21 protein-coding genes and 1 tRNA gene are annotated in these 18,752 nt (G+C 71.1%); 14 read left to right on the forward strand and 8 right to left on the reverse strand.

Annotation, left to right across the window (positions count from 1 at the left end; translation table 11 throughout):
- The first annotated feature begins 8 nt into the window (after window positions 1-8).
- From rpmF to QNA09_RS04665, 7 genes are all read left to right on the forward strand, one after another.
- On the forward strand, window positions 9-182 hold the full coding sequence (rpmF, locus tag QNA09_RS04630) for a 50S ribosomal protein L32 (RefSeq protein WP_040274431.1): 174 nt from the start codon (window positions 9-11) through the stop codon (window positions 180-182).
- Between the two features lie 97 nt (window positions 183-279).
- Window positions 280-966: a response regulator transcription factor gene (locus tag QNA09_RS04635; RefSeq protein ID WP_017679452.1), complete on the forward strand. Its 687-nt coding sequence runs from the start codon at window positions 280-282 to the stop codon at window positions 964-966.
- A gap of 38 nt (window positions 967-1,004) precedes the next feature.
- The gene (locus QNA09_RS04640; protein WP_017679453.1) at window positions 1,005-2,393 is read left to right on the forward strand and encodes a HAMP domain-containing sensor histidine kinase; all 1,389 of its coding nucleotides are present in this window, start codon (window positions 1,005-1,007) and stop codon (window positions 2,391-2,393) included.
- A 103-nt stretch (window positions 2,394-2,496) separates the two neighbouring features.
- Complete coding sequence (locus QNA09_RS04645; protein ID WP_010593013.1) at window positions 2,497-3,744, forward strand: S1C family serine protease; 1,248 nt, start codon at window positions 2,497-2,499, stop codon at window positions 3,742-3,744.
- Window positions 3,745-3,818: 74 nt separating this feature from the next.
- On the forward strand, window positions 3,819-4,316 hold the full coding sequence (locus tag QNA09_RS04650) for a molybdenum cofactor biosynthesis protein B (protein ID WP_026137469.1): 498 nt from the start codon (window positions 3,819-3,821) through the stop codon (window positions 4,314-4,316).
- Window positions 4,317-5,100: 784 nt separating this feature from the next.
- Window positions 5,101-5,916, forward strand: a complete 816-nt coding sequence (locus QNA09_RS04660; RefSeq protein ID WP_010593011.1) for an MspA family porin — start codon at window positions 5,101-5,103, stop codon at window positions 5,914-5,916.
- Window positions 5,917-5,968: 52 nt separating this feature from the next.
- A complete protein-coding gene (locus QNA09_RS04665) occupies window positions 5,969-6,607 on the forward strand; it encodes an MspA family porin (RefSeq protein WP_010593010.1) in 639 nt (212 codons plus the stop codon).
- A 91-nt stretch (window positions 6,608-6,698) separates the two neighbouring features.
- On the opposite strand, the gene mscL is transcribed toward QNA09_RS04665, so the two are convergent.
- The 4 genes from mscL to QNA09_RS04685 all read right to left on the reverse strand — a co-directional run bounded on the left by mscL (window position 6,699) and on the right by QNA09_RS04685 (window position 9,069).
- Window positions 6,699-7,130: a large conductance mechanosensitive channel protein MscL gene (gene mscL, locus QNA09_RS04670; protein WP_003937793.1), complete on the reverse strand. Its 432-nt coding sequence runs from the start codon at window positions 7,128-7,130 to the stop codon at window positions 6,699-6,701.
- A 165-nt stretch (window positions 7,131-7,295) separates the two neighbouring features.
- On the reverse strand, window positions 7,296-7,985 hold the full coding sequence (locus QNA09_RS04675) for an RcpC/CpaB family pilus assembly protein (RefSeq protein ID WP_017679458.1): 690 nt from the start codon (window positions 7,983-7,985) through the stop codon (window positions 7,296-7,298).
- A 97-nt stretch (window positions 7,986-8,082) separates the two neighbouring features.
- Window positions 8,083-8,394: an FmdB family zinc ribbon protein gene (locus tag QNA09_RS04680; RefSeq protein ID WP_119699504.1), complete on the reverse strand. Its 312-nt coding sequence runs from the start codon at window positions 8,392-8,394 to the stop codon at window positions 8,083-8,085.
- Window positions 8,395-8,463: 69 nt separating this feature from the next.
- Window positions 8,464-9,069 carry a 5-formyltetrahydrofolate cyclo-ligase gene (locus QNA09_RS04685; RefSeq protein WP_017679460.1) on the reverse strand — a complete coding sequence of 202 codons (606 nt, stop codon included), beginning with the start codon at window positions 9,067-9,069 and terminating at the stop codon, window positions 8,464-8,466.
- Between the two features lie 61 nt (window positions 9,070-9,130).
- Between QNA09_RS04685 and QNA09_RS04690 the strand changes: the two genes are divergently transcribed.
- The 4 genes from QNA09_RS04690 (at window position 9,131) to glpR (ending at window position 13,043) form a co-directional block, all read left to right on the forward strand.
- A complete protein-coding gene (locus tag QNA09_RS04690; RefSeq protein ID WP_003937797.1) occupies window positions 9,131-10,042 on the forward strand; it encodes a UTP--glucose-1-phosphate uridylyltransferase in 912 nt (303 codons plus the stop codon).
- Between the two features lie 32 nt (window positions 10,043-10,074).
- A complete protein-coding gene (glp, locus tag QNA09_RS04695) occupies window positions 10,075-11,334 on the forward strand; it encodes a gephyrin-like molybdotransferase Glp (protein ID WP_010593006.1) in 1,260 nt (419 codons plus the stop codon).
- Window positions 11,334-11,969 carry a GNAT family N-acetyltransferase gene (locus tag QNA09_RS04700; protein WP_010593005.1) on the forward strand — a complete coding sequence of 212 codons (636 nt, stop codon included), beginning with the start codon at window positions 11,334-11,336 and terminating at the stop codon, window positions 11,967-11,969. Before glp ends, QNA09_RS04700 begins: the two co-directional genes overlap by 1 nt.
- Window positions 11,970-12,194: 225 nt before the next feature.
- Window positions 12,195-13,043, forward strand: coding sequence for a gephyrin-like molybdotransferase receptor GlpR (gene glpR, locus QNA09_RS04705; protein ID WP_010593004.1), 849 nt, complete (start codon window positions 12,195-12,197; stop codon window positions 13,041-13,043).
- 22 nt (window positions 13,044-13,065) lie between these two features.
- On the opposite strand, the gene QNA09_RS04710 is transcribed toward glpR, so the two are convergent.
- On the reverse strand, window positions 13,066-13,857 hold the full coding sequence (locus tag QNA09_RS04710; RefSeq protein WP_017679461.1) for a class I SAM-dependent methyltransferase: 792 nt from the start codon (window positions 13,855-13,857) through the stop codon (window positions 13,066-13,068).
- A complete protein-coding gene (locus QNA09_RS04715) occupies window positions 13,854-15,503 on the reverse strand; it encodes a LuxR C-terminal-related transcriptional regulator (RefSeq protein ID WP_272942267.1) in 1,650 nt (549 codons plus the stop codon). The genes QNA09_RS04710 and QNA09_RS04715 overlap by 4 nt, the downstream gene beginning before the upstream one ends.
- Window positions 15,504-15,602: 99 nt before the next feature.
- On the opposite strand from QNA09_RS04715, the gene QNA09_RS04720 reads away from it, so the two are divergent.
- The 3 genes from QNA09_RS04720 (at window position 15,603) to QNA09_RS04730 (ending at window position 16,905) form a co-directional block, all read left to right on the forward strand.
- Window positions 15,603-15,678, forward strand: a tRNA-Ala gene (locus QNA09_RS04720).
- A 110-nt stretch (window positions 15,679-15,788) separates the two neighbouring features.
- Window positions 15,789-15,932: a hypothetical protein gene (locus tag QNA09_RS04725; RefSeq protein WP_155621893.1), complete on the forward strand. Its 144-nt coding sequence runs from the start codon at window positions 15,789-15,791 to the stop codon at window positions 15,930-15,932.
- 112 nt (window positions 15,933-16,044) lie between these two features.
- A complete protein-coding gene (locus tag QNA09_RS04730; protein ID WP_010593001.1) occupies window positions 16,045-16,905 on the forward strand; it encodes an SDR family oxidoreductase in 861 nt (286 codons plus the stop codon).
- A gap of 3 nt (window positions 16,906-16,908) precedes the next feature.
- On the opposite strand, the gene QNA09_RS04735 is transcribed toward QNA09_RS04730, so the two are convergent.
- Both QNA09_RS04735 and QNA09_RS04740 read right to left on the reverse strand, forming a co-directional pair.
- Window positions 16,909-17,571, reverse strand: coding sequence for an ABC transporter ATP-binding protein (locus QNA09_RS04735; protein ID WP_119699505.1), 663 nt, complete (start codon window positions 17,569-17,571; stop codon window positions 16,909-16,911).
- Window positions 17,572-17,606: 35 nt separating this feature from the next.
- Complete coding sequence (locus QNA09_RS04740; protein WP_119700277.1) at window positions 17,607-18,677, reverse strand: ABC transporter permease; 1,071 nt, start codon at window positions 18,675-18,677, stop codon at window positions 17,607-17,609.
- Between the last annotated feature and the right edge of the window lie 75 nt (window positions 18,678-18,752).

Below are 18,752 nucleotides of genomic sequence, written 5' to 3' on the forward strand. Positions count from 1 at the left end.
GAACCACGATGGCAGTACCCAAGCGCCGGATGTCCCGGTCCAACACCCGCAGCCGACGCTCGCAGTGGAACGCGCAGGCCCCGGCCCTGGTGCCGGTCACCGTCGCCGGTGTCACCCACCACGTGCCGCGACGGCTCGTCAAGGCCGTGCGGCTCGGAGTGATCGACCCCAACGAGGTGTGACGGCCGGCGAGGGGATCGCAACCCCCCGCGATTCCCTCGCCGGACACGCCGCCCTCCTCTCAGACACCTCTCAGCGGTCGGGTCCACACTGGAAGCCATGCGCATTCTGGTGGTCGACGACGACCGGGCGGTGCGGGAGTCCCTGCGCCGATCACTGAGCTTCAACGGATACAGCGTCGAGCTCGCCACGGACGGGCAGGACGCCCTCGAACACGTCGCGGCCGAACGGCCCGACGCGATGGTCCTCGACGTGATGATGCCGCGGGTCGACGGCCTCGAGGTGTGCCGCCGACTGCGCAGCACCGGCGACGACCTCCCCATCCTCGTGCTCACCGCCCGGGATTCCGTCTCCGAGCGCGTCGCGGGCCTGGACGCCGGCGCCGACGACTACCTGCCCAAGCCGTTCGCGCTCGAGGAACTGCTCGCCCGGCTGCGCGCGCTGCTCCGTCGCGCCTCACCCGACCCGGCCGAGTCGGAGGAGACGCTGCGGTTCGCGGACCTGACCCTGAACCCGTCCACCCGTGAGGTCACCCGCGGTGCCCGCTCGATCAGTCTCACCCGCACCGAGTTCGCCCTCATGGAAATGCTCATGGCGAACCCCCGCCGCGTCCTGAGCCGCAGCCGGATCCTCGAGGAGGTGTGGGGCTACGACTTTCCCACCTCGGGCAACGCCCTCGAGGTCTACGTGGGGTACCTGCGCCGCAAGACCGAGGCCGAGGGTGAGCCGCGCCTGATCCACACGGTGCGCGGCGTCGGCTACGTCCTGCGGGAAACCCCGCCGTGACCCGACTCGAAGGCGCCGACCCGGATTCCGGGCGCCCGATGCGGCCCCCGCTGCTGCTGACCCGGTCGGTGCCGCTGCGCCGTCGTGTCACGCTGCTGGCGGCCGGCGCCGTGGCGATCGCCGTCGCGGTCACCTCGATCGCGGCGTATGCGGTGGTCGCGCGCGCTCTCTACGCCGACGTCGACAAGCAGTTGCGGGCGCGCGCCGCCGCGCTCGTCGAGAGCAGCACCCTCATCACCTACGACCCCCGCTACATCGGTGGCGCCCAGCTCTACAGCTCCGACATCAGCGTGGCGCTCGTCTATCCCGACCTGGGGCAGTACGTGCCACCCGGATCCTCCGTCCCGATCGGCAGCGCCGAGTTCGCCGTCGCGAAGGGCGAACGGGAGTCGTCGCTGCGCACCGTCGGTCATCAGCGGGTGCTCGCGCAGCGCATCCCCGACGGCAGCACCATCGTCATCTCGCAGCGACTGCAGCCCACCGCGGACATCCTGAAACGGCTCGCGAGCGTGCTGTTCGTTGTCGGCGGGTGCGGGGTGGTGCTCGCCGCGGCCGCCGGTGCGACGGTCGGACGCACCGGTCTGCGCCCCGTCGCGCGGCTCACCGCGGCGGCCGAGCGGGTCGCCCGCACCGACGACCTGCGGCCGATCCGCGTGACCGGGCACGACGAGCTGGCCCGCCTCACCGAGAGCTTCAACACGATGCTGCGCGCGCTCGCCGAGTCGCGGGAGCGGCAGAGCCGGCTCGTCGCCGATGCCGGCCACGAGCTGCGCACCCCGCTGACGTCGTTGCGCACGAACATGGAACTGCTCATCGCGGCGAGCCGGCCGGACGCCCCGAACCTGCCCGAGGAGGACATGGCGGAACTGCGCGCCGACGTCGTGGCGCAGATAGAGGAGCTGTCCACCCTGGTGGGGGACCTCGTCGACCTCGCCCGCGAGGACGCACCCGAGACGGTGTTCGAGCCGGTCGACATCTCCGACGTCGTCGAGCGCAGCCTCGAACGGGCCCGGCGGCGCCGCTCCGACCTCGACTTCACGGCCCACACGGAACCGTGGTTCGTCTACGGCGACCAGGCCGCGCTGTCGCGGGCGGTGCTCAACGTCCTCGACAACGCCGCCAAATGGAGTCCCGCCGACGCCGAGGTGCTCGTGTCGATGCGCCAGCTCGGGCCCGGCCTGATGGAACTGACCGTCGACGACGCCGGCCCCGGCATCCCGGAGGAGGACCGCGAGCTGGTGTTCGAGCGGTTCTACCGTTCGACCGCGTCGCGGTCGATGCCCGGATCCGGCCTGGGCCTCGCGATCGTGCGGCAGGTCGTGATGAAGCACGGCGGCACCATCGCGGTCGACGCCTCGTCGCGCGGGGGTGCCCTCGTCCGGATCGTGCTGCCCGGCGCGCCGCACCTCGAACACCCGGCGGATTGACAGGAAAATCGGCGTCGGGTCTAAGCGGACTCTCAGCCGCCGCGGGCATGCTGGGAAGCCGACGAGCCACCGACCCGGCGGCCGTGTACACGAAAGCGATGAGATGAGCGAGGACCCCACCCAGGGTGGCGGCCACCGAGAGCCCCACCAGCCGATACCGCCCCAGCCGAATCCCTACCAAGCCCCCTCCGGTCCGGGGTACGGGCACACCGCGCCGTTCGGCGCCCCGCCCCAGCCCGCGCCGGGACCCCAGGGCGCACCGCGGTCCGCGCGGGGCCTGCTCGCCCTCGGCGCCGTCGCGCTGGCACTGGTCAGCGGCGGCATCGGCGGCGCGGTCGGCGCGTGGACCACGCAACAGTCGACCGGCGGTGCGTCCGTCACCAATGCTCTCGACGCGCCGAGGCCGTCCACGACGACGGTCGCCGCCGCGCCCGCGGGGTCGGTGCAGGCCGTCGCGCAGAAGGTCGTGCCGAGCGTCGTGCGCATCGAGGTGGTCGGCCGCACGGCACAGGGCGAGGGCTCGGGGGTGATCCTGTCCTCCGACGGCCTGATCCTCACCAACAACCACGTCGTCGCCGGCGGCGGCGCCGGCGCGCAGCTCACCGCATACTTCTCCGACGGAAGTTCCGCTCCGGCGACCGTCGTGGGGACCGATCCGATCTCCGACATCGCCGTGATCCGGGCCGAGGGCCGCACCGACCTCACGCCGATCGAGCTCGGCGATTCCGCCGCCGTGCAGGTGGGCCAGCAGGTCGTCGCGGTCGGCTCACCGCTCGGGCTCGAGAGCACGGTGACCACGGGGATCGTCTCGGCCCTCGACCGGCCGGTGTCGACCAGCGGGGAGACCGGGAACCAGAACACCGTCATCGACGCGCTGCAGACCGACGCCGCGATCAACCCCGGCAACTCCGGTGGCGCGCTCGTGGACATGGACGGCCGGCTGATCGGCGTCAACACGGCGATCGCCACCGCCGGTGGACAGTCCGGATCCATCGGTCTCGGCTTCGCCATCCCGGTCGATCAGGCCCGTCGCATCGCCGACCAGCTCGTCGACACCGGGAAGGCCACCCACGCCATCATCGGCGTGCAGGTGCCGTCGCAGAGCGACGTGCGTGGCGCCCGGGTCATGGAGGTCACCGCGGGCGGACCGGCGGAACGGGCCGGAATTCCGAGTGGCGTGGTCATCACCAAGGTCGACGACCGGCTCGTCACGGACGGGGACTCCCTGATCGCGGCCGTGCGCTCGTACGCGCCCGGCGATACCGTCCGCATCACCTACACCGACGCTCAGGGTGGCGGCGAGAAGACCGTCGAGGTGCAGCTCGCGGAGGCGGAGGCGGGTGGCCGATGAGAGCAGAATCGACCGCCGGGTTCATTCTCGGACATACAGCTCGTTCGACGGACAGGGGAACTACGGTGGGCATCATGGAATTCGAAACCCCCAGGACCGGACGAGCCCTCGTGGTGATCGTGGACGACCGGGTAGCGCACGGCGACAACCCGGACTCCGCCGGACCGCTGGTGACCGAACTGCTCGCCGAGGCGGGGTTCGCCGTCGACGGTGTCGTCACCGTGTCGGCCGACGAGGTGGAGATCCGCAACGCCCTCAACACCGCCGTCATCGGCGGTGTGGACCTGGTGATCTCCGTCGGTGGGACCGGGGTGTCGCCGCGCGACGTGACGCCGGACGCCACGTCCGACGTGCTCGACCGGGAGCTCCAGGGGATCGGCGAGGCGTTGCGCTCCTCGGGTTTCTCCGCCGGCGCGATGGATGCCGGCCTGTCCCGCGGTCTGGTCGGGCTGTCGGGGTCCACGCTGGTCGCCAACCTGGCGTCGTCGCGCGCCGCGATCCGCGACGGCATGGCCACACTGTTGCCGCTCGCCTCGCACGTGATCGAGGAACTGTCGCGAGTGGAGGGATAGCCATCACAGGCACGGACGAGAGTGCTGCCGGTGCGTCGCCGGACGACGCACCGCAGCGCGGCGACGCCGGCCGGGCCCGGATCGACCGGGCCCGGCTCCGCCGCGTCTTCGGTGACGTGCTCCCCGAGACGACTCGCGACGAGCGCTCGCCGGGCGACGAGTCGTCCGACTCGGACGAGTGGCTGCGACGGCAGGTCCCGCCCCACCACGGCAGTGTGTGATCTACCCCACTTACAGTTGTTTCCCGAGGGGCGGTCGTTCATTTCTCGGCCGACCGTTCGAAATCTCTTCGTAACCCTTCCGCTCGGCGTTTCACCTTGATCATCGGCACCCTTTCAGGTGAGGTCGATCACCGTCGCACCGGGCGGATGCACCGCATCACACCCCGGTTTGCGGGTGTCACCTGTGGGTATGCACGAATGCGGATAAGCCGAACCTAAGATTTGACATCGCGCGGCCTCTGTGTGCCGCCGTGGGTGCTGGTCACCCGTTGTTTCACTGGGCCGAAACATTTCCGTCCCGGCGGGGCTCTGCGCGCCGACGTAGCCGTTGCTGGGGTTCGAGGTCACGGTCTAGTCTCTGTCGTGGTTCGCTGAGGTCAAGATCAACGGCACACGTCGCGGTCTTCATCACGAATCGGAAACGCAACCGTGCGGATGACGCACACGTCGCACCGGCGGGCGGGTGCCCGCCGGTGTTCATGGTGTGGCATGCCTCGCGGGCGACAGGGCAGTTGTCGGACGCGTGTGCGTGACCCGGCACGCAGAGAATGGATGAGGCATTCATGAAGATGCAGACGCGACGCGGTGTGAAGGCCGCCCGCAACGTCACGGTGGCCGCCGCCGCCGTGTTCGGCCTGGTTCTGGGATCGACCGGGACCGCCGGCGCTGTGGTCGACGACCAGAACCGGATCGTGTCGGACGGTCACGAGGTCGTCGTGACCCAGGAGGACACCTTCATCCAGGGTGTCCCCCCGATCGGCGGTAGCCCGCTCAGCCGTGAGTGGTTCCACAACGGTCGTGGCATCGCCAACATCGTCGGCCCCGACGCCGCGGACTTCGAGGGCTCGACGTTCCAGTTCGGCTACCAGTTCGCGTGGTCGGCCGCGGTCGACGGCTCGATCGGCATCGCGTGGTCGAGCCCGCAGGCTGAGCTCGAGGCCACCCGTGGTGTGGAGAACGTCGACCAGTTCGATCCGGTCTGGAACACCAATGACGCGGGTGAGTACATCGACTACGAAGGCAATGTCGTCGAAGAGGAAAATCGTGTTCCTGCGACCGACGACGACACCGCCGACGGCAACCCGCTTTACATCCCCAACGGCGAGACGAGCCCAGCGCCGTATGCAGAGGACGTTCTCACCGTCGACAGCATCCTGCCCCAGTTCACCGCCGGCATCGAGCTGACCCCGGCCCCGGGCATCGAGGAGCTCGTCGTCGCCGAGGGCGAGTTCGACGGCGATTACAAGCACGTGCAGTTCGCCAACGTGCACGGCGCCGCCACCGGCGTCATCGGCGCGGTCTCGGTCCGCCCCTTCGTCCGCGTGATCACCGCGAACGGCGACAACGTCACCACCTACGGCAAGGTCTGGACGATCTAGTCCTGCTCCGCCCCACCCCGCAGTAATCCCCACCAAGAAATACGGAGAAATCATGGGAATCAAGTCGCGTGGCTTCAAGGCCGCACGTAACGCCGCGGTGTCCGGTGCCGCCGTCCTGGGCCTGGTCCTCGGTGCGACCGGCTCCGCGCAGGCTGCGGTCGACGATCAGAACCGGATCGTCTCGGACGGCCTCGAGGTCGTCGTGACCCAGGAGGACACCTTCATCCACGGCGTGCCGGCCCTGGGTGGCAGCCCCTTCAACCGCGAGTGGTTCCACAACGGCCGCGGCACCGCGAACCTGATCGGTGAGGATGCTGCCGACGCCGAGGGCACCACGTTCCAGTTCGGCTACCAGTTCGCGTGGGCCGGCAGCATCGACGGAGCCATCGGCGTCACCTACTCGACCCCGCAGCTGGAGCTCGAGCTCTCGGCTGCGGACGGTGCCACCGCCACCGTGACCGACATCCTCCCGCAGGCCTACGCCGAGCTCGAGCTGACCCCGGCTCCGGGCATCGAGGAGCTCGTCGTCGCCGAGGGCGAGTTCGACGGTGATTTCAAGACCGTCCAGTTCTCCAACGTCCACGGCACCGCCTCCGGCGTCATCGGCGCCGTCCAGGTCCGTCCGTTCGTCCGCGCCATCACCGCGAACGGCGACAACGTGACCACCTACGGCAAGCCCTGGACCGTCTGACACGACGTCCCGGCCGCAGGCTGAAACGGGTTGGGCCCGCTCGGAATTCCGAGCGGGCCCAACCCTTTTCGTTGTCCGGTGCAGTTCGTGCCTATCGCTCCTGCTCTTCGAGGCTCGGCTTGGCGTGTGCACCGCTCTGACCGGTCTGCGCCTCGAGGATGTCGCGGATCTGGATGAGCAGATCTTCGGCACTCGCCTTGGTGTCGTCCTTCTCGGTGGCGAACCGCTTCTTGGCGGCGTTCGCCGGGACGATCAGCACGAAGTAGACGACGGCGGCGATGATGAGGAAGTTGATGATCGCCGACACCACGGCGCCGAAGTTGAGGAAGGTCTCGGGGTTGTCGGGCAGGATCTGGACGCCCCAGCCCATCTCGTTGTCCCCACCGATCGCCGCGATGAGCGGTTCGATGATGTAGCTGGTGAAGGCGGTGACGATGGCCGTGAACGCGGTGCCGACGACGACCGCGACGGCGAGGTCGAGCACGTTTCCGCGGAGCAGGAAATCCTTGAAGCCCTTCAGCATGGTGCGTCTCCTTGACAGGTGTTGTCGTCGTGCTCGCAGTCGCACCATAAACCAGCAGGTGTGCGGCTCAGACCGAAATACGAGACGTCGTCCGGCCCAGTGCAAGGTGACTGTCCGGCCCGGTGCAAGGTCACTGTCCGGCCCAGTGCAAGGTCACCGTCCCGCTCAGTGCAAGGTCACCGTCAGTGCGCTGACGAGTGAGGCCGCGGCCACGGCTGTCGCCGGCTCGGGCGGCAGCGCGAGCAGCACCACCTTCTCTCCGCGGTTGTTCGTCTCGTCCGTTCCCTGAGCCAGCACGACCGTCGCCCCCGTCGCCAGCACCCGTACCTCCGGTGCCGACGGGGCAGAGGCCTCGGCGACGGTGAGGACGTCGACGAGGTCGCCTTCGCGGAGCAGATCCCCGACGCCGGGGTCGGCCAGGCGGACCGGCACCACGCGGGCCGCGCTGTCGCCGGTGGTGGCCGCCGCGAGGCGCGGCCCGAGCATCCGCACCCCGACGAGGACTTCGCCGGCGGGCACCGGTCCGGCCAGGGTGTGACCGAGGGCCTCGGCGGGATCGGTGAGGGCCCCGGACGGGAGCTGGGACGCGTCGCGCTCGACGACGGTGACGTCGTCGACGGTGAGGGTCTGCCCGGGCCGCAGGTCGCGGGCGGCGACGACCGTGCGGGTCCGGTCGTCCGACGCGCCGCCGGTGACGGCGGAGACCGCCGCGACCCCGACGAGACCGGCCGCGATCGCGCGGCGCACGGCGACGGTGCGCGCCCAGCCGGGTCGCGTCAGCGCCGTGAGCCGGTCGGCCAGGGTGGGGTCGAGCGGATTGCGCAGGGGCAGGAACGAGAACGGGCCGGCGGGCATGGCCCGAACCCTAGGGGTTCGGTCGTACCCGCCGGCCCGTCGAAGCGCCGATCAGGGGCGGACTGTGGATGAATCGTCCGCTTGTGGATGAACGGTGTCAGCTCGCGGCTGCGGCCGGAGCCGCGGTGCTCGACGACGTGCTGCTCGACGACGACGTGCCCGACGACGACGTGCTCGACGATGCGGCCGGCGACGAGTCGGACTTCGCCGGCTCGCTGGCGGTGCTGCCGCCGCTGCGGGAATCGGTGCGGTAGAAGCCGCTGCCCTTGAAGACGATGCCGACCGAATTGAACAGCTTGCGCAGCTTGCCCGAGCACTCGTTGCATTCCGTCAGGGCGTCGTCGGTGAACGACTGCACGATGTCGAAACGGTTGTCGCAGGACGTACAGGCATAGGAGTAAGTGGGCACCGGTGGATCCTCCGCGAGTTGGTTGGCGACCGCAGCGTTAGCACTCTACAGCCGACAGTGCCAACATCGCTACTGGGGTTCCCTATTCCCCGTCCCGGCCGACCCGTTCAGCGGCACCAGGCCGCGGCCGGGCGTCAGGGCCCAGCCCATCCGGATGTCGTGGGGATCCTCGGGCAGTTCCGGTACGAGTTCCTCGTCCCGGACCACTGCCACGAGGACGGTGTCGGCGGCCGCCAGATGCAGCGTCCGATCGTAGAAGCCGGCCCCGCGGCCGAGTCGCACGCCGCGCTCGTCCACTGCGAGCGCCGGCACCAGCACGGTGTGCGCGCGGCGCACCTCCTCCGGTCCCAGGGCCGGCCCGGTGGGTTCGAGCAGTCCGTACCCGGCCGGTGCGAGCCCACCGGCCCCGGTGTACTGCGCCCAGTCCAGGGTGCTGTCCGCCCGGGTGAGCGGCAGCAGCACCCGGTTTCCGGCCTCGCAGAGCGCGTCGAGCAGGGACAGCGCGCCGGGCTCGGACCCGACCGGGACGTAGGCGCACACCGTCGCCCGGTCGGGGGCCAGGGACCGTGCCGCCGCGGCGAGGGCGGCGTCCTCCCCGCGGCGCTCCTCGTCGTCACGGGCCCGTCGCGCGGCAACGATTCGGGCCCGCCATTGTGACTTGGAGAGTGCGCTCATACCCGTCACCTTAGGATCTGACCTATCTACCGGGTGGTAGCCGAAAGTTAGGGTGGGATCTATGACGAACAATGCGACCGGTGCAGCGGGCCACTTCCGCACGGCAGTGGTTCCCGCGGCCGGCCTCGGTACGCGCTTTCTGCCCGCGACCAAGACCGTGCCGAAGGAACTCCTCCCGGTGGTGGACACGCCGGGAATCGAGCTCGTGGCGGGGGAGGCCGCGGACTCGGGTGCCGAGCGACTGGTGATCGTGACGGCGCCGGGCAAGGACGGCGTCGTCGCGCATTTCGTCGAGGACCTGGTCCTCGAGTCGAAACTGAAGGAGAGCGGCAAGTACCACCTGCTCGAGAAGGTCCGCAAGGCGCCGGGGCTGCTCGAGGTGGAGTCGGTGGTGCAGGAGCAGCCGCTCGGACTCGGGCACGCCGTCGCGTGCGCCGAGGCCGCCCTCGATCCCGACGAGGACTCCGTCGCCGTCCTCCTGCCGGACGACCTCGTGTTGCCGCGCGGAGTCCTCGAGACCATGCAGCGGGTGCGGGCCAAGCGCGGCGGCACGGTGCTGTGCGCGATCGACGTGCCCAAGGACCAGGTGAGCGCCTACGGTGTCTTCGACGTCGAAGAGGTGCCCGACGCCGTGAACCCGGACGTGCTGAAGGTCGTGGGCATGGTCGAGAAGCCGGCGCCCGAGAATGCGCCGTCCACGTTCGCCGCCGCCGGGCGCTATCTGCTCGATCGGGCGATCTTCGACGCGCTGCGCCGGATCACTCCCGGTGCGGGCGGTGAACTGCAGCTCACCGACGCAATCGCCCTGCTCATCGAGGAGGGTCACCCCGTGCACGTGGTGGTCCATCGGGGCACTCGACACGACCTCGGAAATCCCGGCGGCTATCTGCGCGCTGCGGTTGACTCTGCGTTGAACAGCGAGGAGTACGGCCCCTCCCTGCGGGAGTGGCTCGTCGAGCGCCTGAAGCACTGACGGCGCGACAGGTCGGGAGGACGAGAAGCGGTATGCGGTCGGTCGAGGATCAACAGGCCAGGGTCACGGCGGCAGCGGTGGCGCCCCGGCCGGTCCGGGTCGCCATCTCCGAGGCGCAGGGCCTGCTCTGTGCGGAGGAGGTCGTCACCGAGCGGCCCCTGCCCGGCTTCGATCAGGCCGCGATCGACGGCTACGCGGTGCGCAGCGTCGACGTCCAGGGTGCGGGCACCGATGCGATCGGCGACGACGGCGAACCGATCGAGTTGACGCTGCCCGTGGTGGGCGAGGTCTCGGCCGGGTCGCGTCAGCCGATCCGGCTGCAGCCGCGGCAGGCGGTGCGGGTGGACACCGGGGCGCCGCTGCCGACCCTCGCCGACGCCGTCCTTCCGCTCGACCGCACCGACGGTGGCCGCGCGCGTATCAAGGTCCTGCGTCCCGTCCGGTCGGGTGAGTACGTCCGCCGGGCGGGCGACGACGTCCAGCCCGGCGATGTCGCGGTCCGGGCCGGCACGATCATCGGCGCCGCCCAGGTCGGTCTGCTCGCGGCGGTCGGCCGCGACAAGGTGCTGGTCCATCCGCGTCCCCGGCTGTCGGTGATCTCCGTCGGCGGCGAGCTCGTGGACGTGGACCGCACCCCGGGTCCCGGCCAGGTGTACGACGTCAACTCGTACGCCCTGGCGGCGGCCGCCCGCGACGCAGGCGCGGACGTCAACCGCGTGGGGATCGCCAGCACCGACCCGAAGCGCCTGCGGGAGGTGGTCGAGGGCCAGCTGATCCGGTCCGAGATCGTCGTGGTCGCGGGAGCCGTCGGCGGTGGTGCGCTCGAGGAGGTGCGCGAGGCGCTGGCAGACCTCGGCAAGCTCGAGGTGGAGCGGGTGGCGATGCACCCCGGCTCGGTGCAGGGATTCGGCCAGCTCGGCCGCGACGAGGTGCCCACCTTCCTGCTCCCGGGGAATCCGGTCAGCGCGCTGGTCGTGTTCGAGGTGATGGTGCGGCCGCTGATCCGGATCGCGCTCGGGCGCCGGCAGCCGATGCGACGCGTCGTCACGGCCCGCACCGTCACGCCGATCACCTCGATCCCGGATCGCAAGGGATTCCTGCGGGGGCAGCTGATGCGCGACGAGGCGACGGGCGAGTACATGGTCCAGGCGCTCGGTGGTGCGGCGGGCGCGTCGTCGCACCTGCTGGCGACGCTGGCCGAGGCGAACTGTCTGGTGCTGATCGATCCGGAGGTGACCGAGGTGCGCACCGGCGATCCGGTGGACGTCGCCTTCCTCGGACAGCGCGGCTGATGAGCCGTCATCCGGGATGGCCGGCGGAGCTGGGTCCGCTGCGGGTTGCCGGTGGACTGGTCACGGTGCGGCCGATCCGGTTGCGCGACGCGGCGGTGTGGAGCCGGCTGCGGATCCGGGACCGGGCGCACCTCGAGCCGTGGGAGCCCACCGGGGACGTGCCCTGGGAGATGCGCCATCACATCACGGTGTGGCCCGGGCTGTACCGCAGCCTGCGGGCGGAGGCCCGCCGGGGTCACATGCTGCCGATGGCGATCGAGCTCGACGGGGAGTTCTGTGGACAGATCACCGTGGGCAACGTCGTGCGCGGTGCGCTGCGGTCGGCGTGGATCGGCTACTGGGTGGCCAAGCACGTCAACGGCCTGGGTGTGGCCACGGCCGCGGTGGCGCTCGGGTTGGACCACTGCTTCGGCCCGGCCGGGTTGCACCGGGTCGAGGCCACGGTGCGGCCGGAGAACGTCGCGAGCCGCGCGGTGCTGCGCAATGTGGGTTTCCGCGAGGAGGGCCTGCTGCGGCGCTACCTCGACGTCGACGGGCGCTTCCGCGACCATCTGCTGGTCGCCATGACGGTCGAGGAGGTACCCGGCAGCGTGTCCGACGTGCTGATCCGGGGCGGCCGGGCCGGCTGGGCCTGACGGCTGTAACGCAGATTACGTGTAGCGATGCGTAGTAATACCCACACGTGGGTATATGCGTGTGACTAGAGTGAAGAGAGTGTCACATGGTTCGCGTGACTCGTGTGACAGCTGTAGTCATCTGAGTCGGCGTTTCTGTCCTGGTGACGGCCTCGGGGCCGCTAACCTGACGGGGTCAGTGGCGTCGACGGACTGGTAGGCGACGACTGGGAGGAGGGCCGCCGAATGCCGAACTCGCTCCTGTGGATCGGGTTGGTCGCCGTGTGGTTGTTCGTTCTGGTGCCGATGCTGGTCACGAAGCGCCCCCGTATCCGTCAGACGACCGACGCCGCACTCGCAACCCGGGTTCTGCACCGAGGTGACGACGAGCCACTCGCCCCGCGCGGGCCGGCCGCAGGTCATCGCCGCGATCCCCACTGGCGTCCGAGTCGGGATTCCGCCCGTCCCACTGCCGGCGACGACTCCGGTCGCGTCCGCACGGTGGACGACCGCAGACACCGCCACCCAGCGGAGGACCGCATGGACACACAGCTCGACACCGACCACGACACCGACTTCGACGACCGTCCCGAACGTGCTCCCGCCCGGGAGTTCGTGCCTCAGCGCCGCGGACGCGGCGGATTCGATCCCCAGGCCGACGCCATGGCCCGCGCCGCGCGCTACGAGTTCCGGCAGCGCACCGTGCTCGGCCTGCTGTTCGCAGCGATCATGACCGCCGCCCTCGCCCTCGTCGTCTCGTCGGCGCTGTGGTGGCTGTGCGCGGTCGCGACGGCCGCCCTCGCGGGCTACCTCGTCTACCTTCGTCGTCAGGTGCGCGTCGAACAGGAGATCCGTCGTCGTCGCATGGCCCGCCTGAACCGCTCGCGCCTGGGCGTCGAGTCGCACAGCGACGACGAGTTACGTCTCGTCCCGGCGCGGCTGCGCCGTCCCGGCGCGGTCGTGCTCGAGGCCGACGACGAGGACCCGGTGTTCGAGCACCTGGACCGCTACGCGGACGACGAACCCGCCTACGAGGCGTACGAACCCCGCTACGACGCCGACGACTACCCGGTGCGCCGGGCATCCGGCGAGTAGCCGTCGGTCCGCTCGGGAGTATTCAGCGCCCGGTGACGATGTGTGCCACGAGAGGCGCCGACACCGAGCCGTCCGGGTCGGTGAACCGGGCCAGCACCGATCGGGCCTCCGAGGTGATCGCCTCGTACGTGCCGGCGTCGATCCGTTCGATCAACGGGCTGCCCTCGACCTCGGTCGCCACCATCGCATCCACGGACGGGAACCGCGCGCTTCCGGTGTGCGTGGTGAACCGATCGACGGTGAGTCCGGCGTCGCGGAACCATCCCCGCAGTTCGTCGCGGTCCCCACAACTCCAGTAGGTGCCCAGGAGAGACGCCGCGGGCGGACCGGCGTGCCGGACCGCGACGTCGACGAAGTCCCGGTAGGCCGGCTGCTCGTCCAACGCGGCCGGCACACACACGGCGACCACCTCCGTCGCCACGCGTCGCATCTCGCGCAGCGCCCGGGCACGATCGGGAAAGAACATCAGCGCCATCTGGCACAGCGCCGCATCGAACGAACCGTCCGCGAACGGCAGCGCGCCGGCGTCACCCCGGCGCCATTCGACGTCGGGACACATCCGGCGTGCCACCGCCAGCATGGCCTCGCTGACATCGACACCGACGACCCGGCCCGACGGCCCTACCCGGTCGGCGGCCACGCGCGCGACGATCCCGGTTCCGCATGCCACGTCCAGCACCCGTGTGCCCGTCGTGATCGCAGCCTGGTCCAGCAGCCGTGGCGCCCACTGCGCGAAGAGCGCGGGTACGAAGCGTGACTCGTACACCTCCGCGGCCGCCGGTGAAATCCCGAAGTTCTCGGTCGTGTTCGTCATACCCCGAGGGTGGCGCCGCGCCCGGGTGCGGCGCATCGGGCAGGTGACCCATCTTCCGGGTGGGCGGCGGCATACGCGGCGGCCTCCGAGCGGTTCCGCACGCCGAGCTTGCGGAGGATGTGGCTCACGTGGTGCGCCACCGTCTTGCGGGAGACGAACAGCCGGCCGGCGATCTCCGGATTCGTCAGGCCCACCGCGAGCAGGTCCAGCACCTCGCGTTCGCGGGCGGTGAGGCCGCTGTCGAGGCCCGGGGCGGTGCGAGCGGTGGCGCGGATGCCGGGGCCGCGCACCCCGAGACGCCGCAACAGGGCCGCGGAGCGGTCCGCGGCGGCGACGGCTCCGAGTTCCCGGAAGATCGTCACCGCCGTTCGCCCCCGTGCGGCCGCGAGGGTGGGATCGTCGTTCATCGCCGATTCGGCCAGTTCGAGCAGGCAGCGGGCCGCCTCGAACGGCGCCGCGCGGTCCGCCCAGCGAGCAGCGGCCGTCTCGAAGGCATCGACTGCGGCCACCACGCGGCCCCGCGCCGCGGCGGTCAGCCCCGCCGCCTCCACCGCCTCGGGACCGTCGGGGTCGAGCGCCGCCGCGGTGGCCGTCGCCGCGTCCAGGTCGCCCGTGGCCGCCTGGGCCCGGGCGCACAGCAGGGACGTGGCGCCGCGACGTTCGAGCAGCCGCCGGGCGGTTGCGGGGTCACCGTCGGCGAGGACGACCTCGGCGCGGGCGGTGTCCAACTCCGCGGTCGGGCGGGGGGATCGGTCCAGCATCGCCCGGGCCTCGTCGAGCCGCCCCTGCCGGACCCGGAGCGTGGCGAGGGCCGCGACGGCGCGCGCGTGGACAGCGGGGCAGACCTTCTCGTCGAGCGTGAGCACCGCCGTCAGCAGACGGTCCGCCTCCGCCCAGCGGCCCGCGGTGAGCAGCAGTGCCCCGTAGAGGGTGCGGCACTCGACGTACAGGAAGGGGCACCCCCGGCGGGAGGTGAAGTCCTCGGCGACGCGGCACCACTCGCCGGCGCGACGGGTGTCGCCGGCGAGCGCACACGCGCCGAGCATGTCGCAGCAGACGAACACGACGGTGTCGAATCGGCGGTCCGCATCGCCCAGGGCGGCCGCCGCGGCCTCGTCCAGCAGCGCGAATCCGGGTTCCAGGTCGCCCCGGGCCACAGCCACGTGTCCGGACTGGGCGAGTGCCACCAGTTCGAGATCCCGGTCGCCGCATCGGCGTGCGGCGTCCAGGGCGCGCGCCACCCACGGCGCGGCCGCCGCGGCGTCCGGGAGCAGGCGGTGGGCGTGTGCCACCCACACCAGGGCGTGCAACGCGCCCGGTGCCCCCTCGGGCAGCAGTCGCTGCGCCCGGCGGACCCAACCGTGGGCCACCGACCGATTGCCGAAATCGGACGTGTAGCTGATGCTCAGCCACGCCGCGCAGCGAACCGCGCTCTCCCGGTCGCCGCTCCGGAGAGCCGTCGTGTAGGCCCTGCGACAGGCGGCGACGCTGTCGTCGAGGCGCCCGAGCCACCACGACGCCTCGCCGATGCCGAGCCACGCCGCCGGATCGTCGGTCGCGGCCGCCACCGACGTCAGGTCGGCCAGCGCGGCGGCCCACCGACCCTCCCGCAGGGCCTGGTCCCCACGTAGGCGCACTGCATCCACAGGTCGATTGTCCGCCGCCGTGACCTGTGCCGATACCTCAATTTCGTCTCCGGCGCGCACGTTTGCTACAGTTTGCGGGCGGTTCCGAACGGAACCCGCGGGGCTGTGGCGCAGTTGGTAGCGCGCTTCGTTCGCATCGAAGAGGTCAGGGGTTCGATTCCCCTCAGCTCCACCACCGAAGGGCGTCTCCCGGGCCGGGAGGCGCCTTTCGTCGTCGATGTCGTGCCGCCGATTGCGGGCCGAACAGCCGCGCGGTCGGGGAGACTGTGTGACATGGAACACAGGATGAGTGACGACGAGTTGCGGCGCGCTATTCGAGTGCTCCGCGAACGTGCCGACAGCGCCCGCAGCGAAGGCCGCGACGCCGACGCCGACGGCATCGAGGAGACGATCCGCAAGTACCAGGAGGAAATGGCCCAGCGCCTCTGACTCACCCCGCGGACGGGAGGACGAACGCTCCTTGCACCACGGCACCTGCGCGGCGCCGCGGCGGTCGACGTCGCGCTAAGGTGGCCCGCAGACGACGAGAGCGGGGGCGGGAATGGCGATCAAGGACCTGCGGGACAGGAAGTTCCTCGTGACCGGAGCGGCCAGCGGTATCGGCCGGGCACTGGCCCTGGCCGCCGCCGCGGAGGGCGCCGAACTGGTGCTCACCGACCTCGCCGCCGACGGTCTCGACGACACGGTCCGCACCGTGCGCGAACGTGGGGGCTCGGTGCTGCACGCCGCGGCGCTCGACGTCTCCGACTACGACGCCGTCACCGCCTTCGCCGCCGACGTCCACGAGCGCGCCGGGGCCCTCGACGTCGTCGCCAACGTCGCCGGAACGTCGGTGTGGGGCACGGTCGACGCGCTCGAGCACCGGCACTGGAAGCAGATGGTCGACGTCAACCTCATGGGCCCGATCCACGTCATCGAGAACTTCGTGCCGCCGATGATCGAGGCCGGCCGCGGTGGGCATCTCGTCAACGTCTCCTCCGCGGCGGGACTGCTGGCCCTGCCGTGGCACGCGGCGTACAGCGCGAGCAAGTTCGGTCTGCGCGGCGTGTCCGAGGTGCTGCGGTTCGACCTGCACCGGCATCGCATCGGGGTCTCGCTCGTCGTGCCCGGTGCGGTCCGCACCCCGCTGGTGAACTCCGTGCAGATCGTCGGCGTGGACCGCGACCATCCGGCCGCCCGCAAGCTCACCGCCCGGTTCGAGCGGCACGCCGCGTCGCCGGAGAAGGTCGCCGGGTGCATCCTCGCCGGGATCCGGAAGAACCGCTTCCTGGTGTACACGTCGTTCGACGTGCGTTTCGGCTACTGGTGGGCCCGCAAGTTCGCCCCGCCGTACAACGTGGTGATGCAACTGGCCAACAACTACTTCTCCCGCACCCTCGAGGCCGTCCGCACCCGCCGGTGACGCTCAGGCCGAGGTCTTGTCGAGGGCGAACTCGCGTAACCGCGTTCCCGCCCGCAGCGCTTCCCGATCGTGCGTGACCATCACGACGGCGACGTCGCGCTCGCGCGCCGTGCGTTCGAGCAGTTCGACGATCTCGCGGCTGCGGTCGGCGTCCAGCGCCGACGTCGGTTCGTCGACCAGCAGGACCGCAGGATCGTTGACGAGACTGCGGGCGATCGCGACCCGCTGCCGCTGCCCGCCGGAGAGCTGGTGGGGACGGCGGTCGGCCTGCTGCGTCAGCCCCACCGCCGCGAGCAGGTCGCGGGCGCGGGCCCGGTCGATCCGGCGCCCGCTCAGGTGCGCGACCAGCGCGAGCTGCTCCGTAGCGGTCAGCGAGGGCAGCAGGTTCGCCTGCTGGAACACGAAGCCGATCCGGTCCCGCCGCAGCCGGGTCCGCGTCGCCGCGTCGAGTCCGGTCGTGTCCACGCCGTCGAGGACGACGCGGCCGGAATCGGGCACGGTGAGCAGTCCCGCGACGGCGAGCAGGCTCGACTTGCCGGATCCGGACGGGCCGGTGACGGCGACCGTCTCGCCGGCCTCGGCGTGGAAGTTCAGGCCGTCGAGGACGCGCAGCGTGGCGTCGCCGTCGGGATAGGTGAGAACGATGTCGGTGAGCCGCACGCTCATGGTGGTGCCTTTCTCGAACGGATCTCTCGAACAGCTCAGTGGGCCGCGGCGAGCGCGGTCAGCGGGTCGACGGAGCCGATGCGGGCGACGGCCGCCGCGGCACCGAGGAGGCCGATCCCGACCAGCGCGACAAACGGCAGGACGGTCGTGGCCGCGCTCAGCGTGAACGGAACGACGGTGGCCGCGGCCGCCCCGGCGGCGGTGGCGGCGACGGTGCCCAGCCCGGTTCCGAGCACGAGCACCACGGCGGCCTGTCCGAGGGCGTCGCGCAGCAGGTAGGAGGTGGAGGCACCGATCGCGCGCAGCACCGCGATGTCCCGGCTGCGCTGGACGGTCCACACCGTGAAGAACGCCCCCACGACGAGGGCGCCGACGACGAGCAGCATGGCCTGCATCAGCAGCAGCGACCCGCGTTCGGAGGTGTACGACCCGATGGTGTCCAGGGTCGCGGAGGTGTCGAGCACGCTCGTGCCGGTCGCGGCCGCGACCGTGGCCGCGTCGAACCCGGATCCGGTCCGCAGCGCGATCACCGTCCCGTCGGCGCCGGCCGTTGCGGGCAGATCGCGCCAGGTGCCGAGGTCGAGCCACACGACGGGCTGATGGCTGTAGTAGGAGTCCTCGACGAGGGCGGCGACGGTGACCTCCCGGCCGCCGACAGTCAGGATCGTGCCCGGCGACCAGCCGTTGTCTGCGGCGAGTTGCGCGTCGACGGCCGCCGTCGCCGGGCGCAGGCCTGCCGGTGCCGCGAAGGACCCGGGAGCGACCCCGAACAGGGCCGCCGCCACCTCGCGTCCGACCGACCCGACGCGGCCGGGCGCGACCCCGAGCACGGCGGTGTCGGCCACACCGGGCTGCGCGGCGAGTGCGGCGCGTTGCGAGTCGGTGACGGTGGACTCGCCGAACGACACGTCGGACGGATCGGTGCCGCCGCCGTCGAGGGCGAAGTGCTCGGCGCCGATGCCGCGGATCGCGGCGATCGACTGGTTGCCCAGGCCCGCGGTGAGGCCGGAGAGCATGACGACGAGGAACGAAATCAGGACGAGCACCGCCGTCATGACGGCGAAGCGCCCCGTGGCGAAGCGCAGATCGCGCAGTGCGAGGAACATGAGTTCCACCGTGCCCGGCGCGACGGTGCCCGCGCATCGCTCGGCGGATGGGTTCGCGGATCAATCGAAAGTAGG

It is taken from the genome of Rhodococcus sp. AH-ZY2, assembly GCF_030916465.1.
In the GTDB taxonomy this organism is placed as follows: domain Bacteria; phylum Actinomycetota; class Actinomycetes; order Mycobacteriales; family Mycobacteriaceae; genus Rhodococcus; species Rhodococcus ruber.

Excerpts from the sequence above, each read along its gene's own strand:
- QNA09_RS04690 (WP_003937797.1), top strand. The coding sequence starts at position 9,131 with ATGACGAACAATGCGACCGGTGCAGCGGGCCACTTCCGCACGGCAGTG.
- QNA09_RS04700 (WP_010593005.1), top strand. The coding sequence starts at position 11,334 with ATGAGCCGTCATCCGGGATGGCCGGCGGAGCTGGGTCCGCTGCGGGTT.
- QNA09_RS04645 (WP_010593013.1), top strand. The coding sequence starts at position 2,497 with ATGAGCGAGGACCCCACCCAGGGTGGCGGCCACCGAGAGCCCCACCAG.
- QNA09_RS04730 (WP_010593001.1), top strand. The coding sequence starts at position 16,045 with ATGGCGATCAAGGACCTGCGGGACAGGAAGTTCCTCGTGACCGGAGCG.
- QNA09_RS04635 (WP_017679452.1), top strand. The coding sequence starts at position 280 with ATGCGCATTCTGGTGGTCGACGACGACCGGGCGGTGCGGGAGTCCCTG.
- QNA09_RS04735 (WP_119699505.1), bottom strand. The coding sequence starts at position 17,571 with ATGAGCGTGCGGCTCACCGACATCGTTCTCACCTATCCCGACGGCGAC.
- mscL (WP_003937793.1), bottom strand. The coding sequence starts at position 7,130 with ATGCTGAAGGGCTTCAAGGATTTCCTGCTCCGCGGAAACGTGCTCGAC.
- QNA09_RS04640 (WP_017679453.1), top strand. The coding sequence starts at position 1,005 with ATGCGGCCCCCGCTGCTGCTGACCCGGTCGGTGCCGCTGCGCCGTCGT.
- QNA09_RS04725 (WP_155621893.1), top strand. The coding sequence starts at position 15,789 with ATGAGTGACGACGAGTTGCGGCGCGCTATTCGAGTGCTCCGCGAACGT.
- QNA09_RS04685 (WP_017679460.1), bottom strand. The coding sequence starts at position 9,069 with ATGAGCGCACTCTCCAAGTCACAATGGCGGGCCCGAATCGTTGCCGCG.
- glpR (WP_010593004.1), top strand. The coding sequence starts at position 12,195 with ATGCCGAACTCGCTCCTGTGGATCGGGTTGGTCGCCGTGTGGTTGTTC.
- QNA09_RS04675 (WP_017679458.1), bottom strand. The coding sequence starts at position 7,985 with ATGCCCGCCGGCCCGTTCTCGTTCCTGCCCCTGCGCAATCCGCTCGAC.
- QNA09_RS04710 (WP_017679461.1), bottom strand. The coding sequence starts at position 13,857 with ATGACGAACACGACCGAGAACTTCGGGATTTCACCGGCGGCCGCGGAG.
- rpmF (WP_040274431.1), top strand. The coding sequence starts at position 9 with ATGGCAGTACCCAAGCGCCGGATGTCCCGGTCCAACACCCGCAGCCGA.
- QNA09_RS04660 (WP_010593011.1), top strand. The coding sequence starts at position 5,101 with ATGAAGATGCAGACGCGACGCGGTGTGAAGGCCGCCCGCAACGTCACG.
- QNA09_RS04650 (WP_026137469.1), top strand. The coding sequence starts at position 3,819 with ATGGAATTCGAAACCCCCAGGACCGGACGAGCCCTCGTGGTGATCGTG.
- QNA09_RS04665 (WP_010593010.1), top strand. The coding sequence starts at position 5,969 with ATGGGAATCAAGTCGCGTGGCTTCAAGGCCGCACGTAACGCCGCGGTG.
- glp (WP_010593006.1), top strand. The coding sequence starts at position 10,075 with ATGCGGTCGGTCGAGGATCAACAGGCCAGGGTCACGGCGGCAGCGGTG.
- QNA09_RS04740 (WP_119700277.1), bottom strand. The coding sequence starts at position 18,677 with ATGTTCCTCGCACTGCGCGATCTGCGCTTCGCCACGGGGCGCTTCGCC.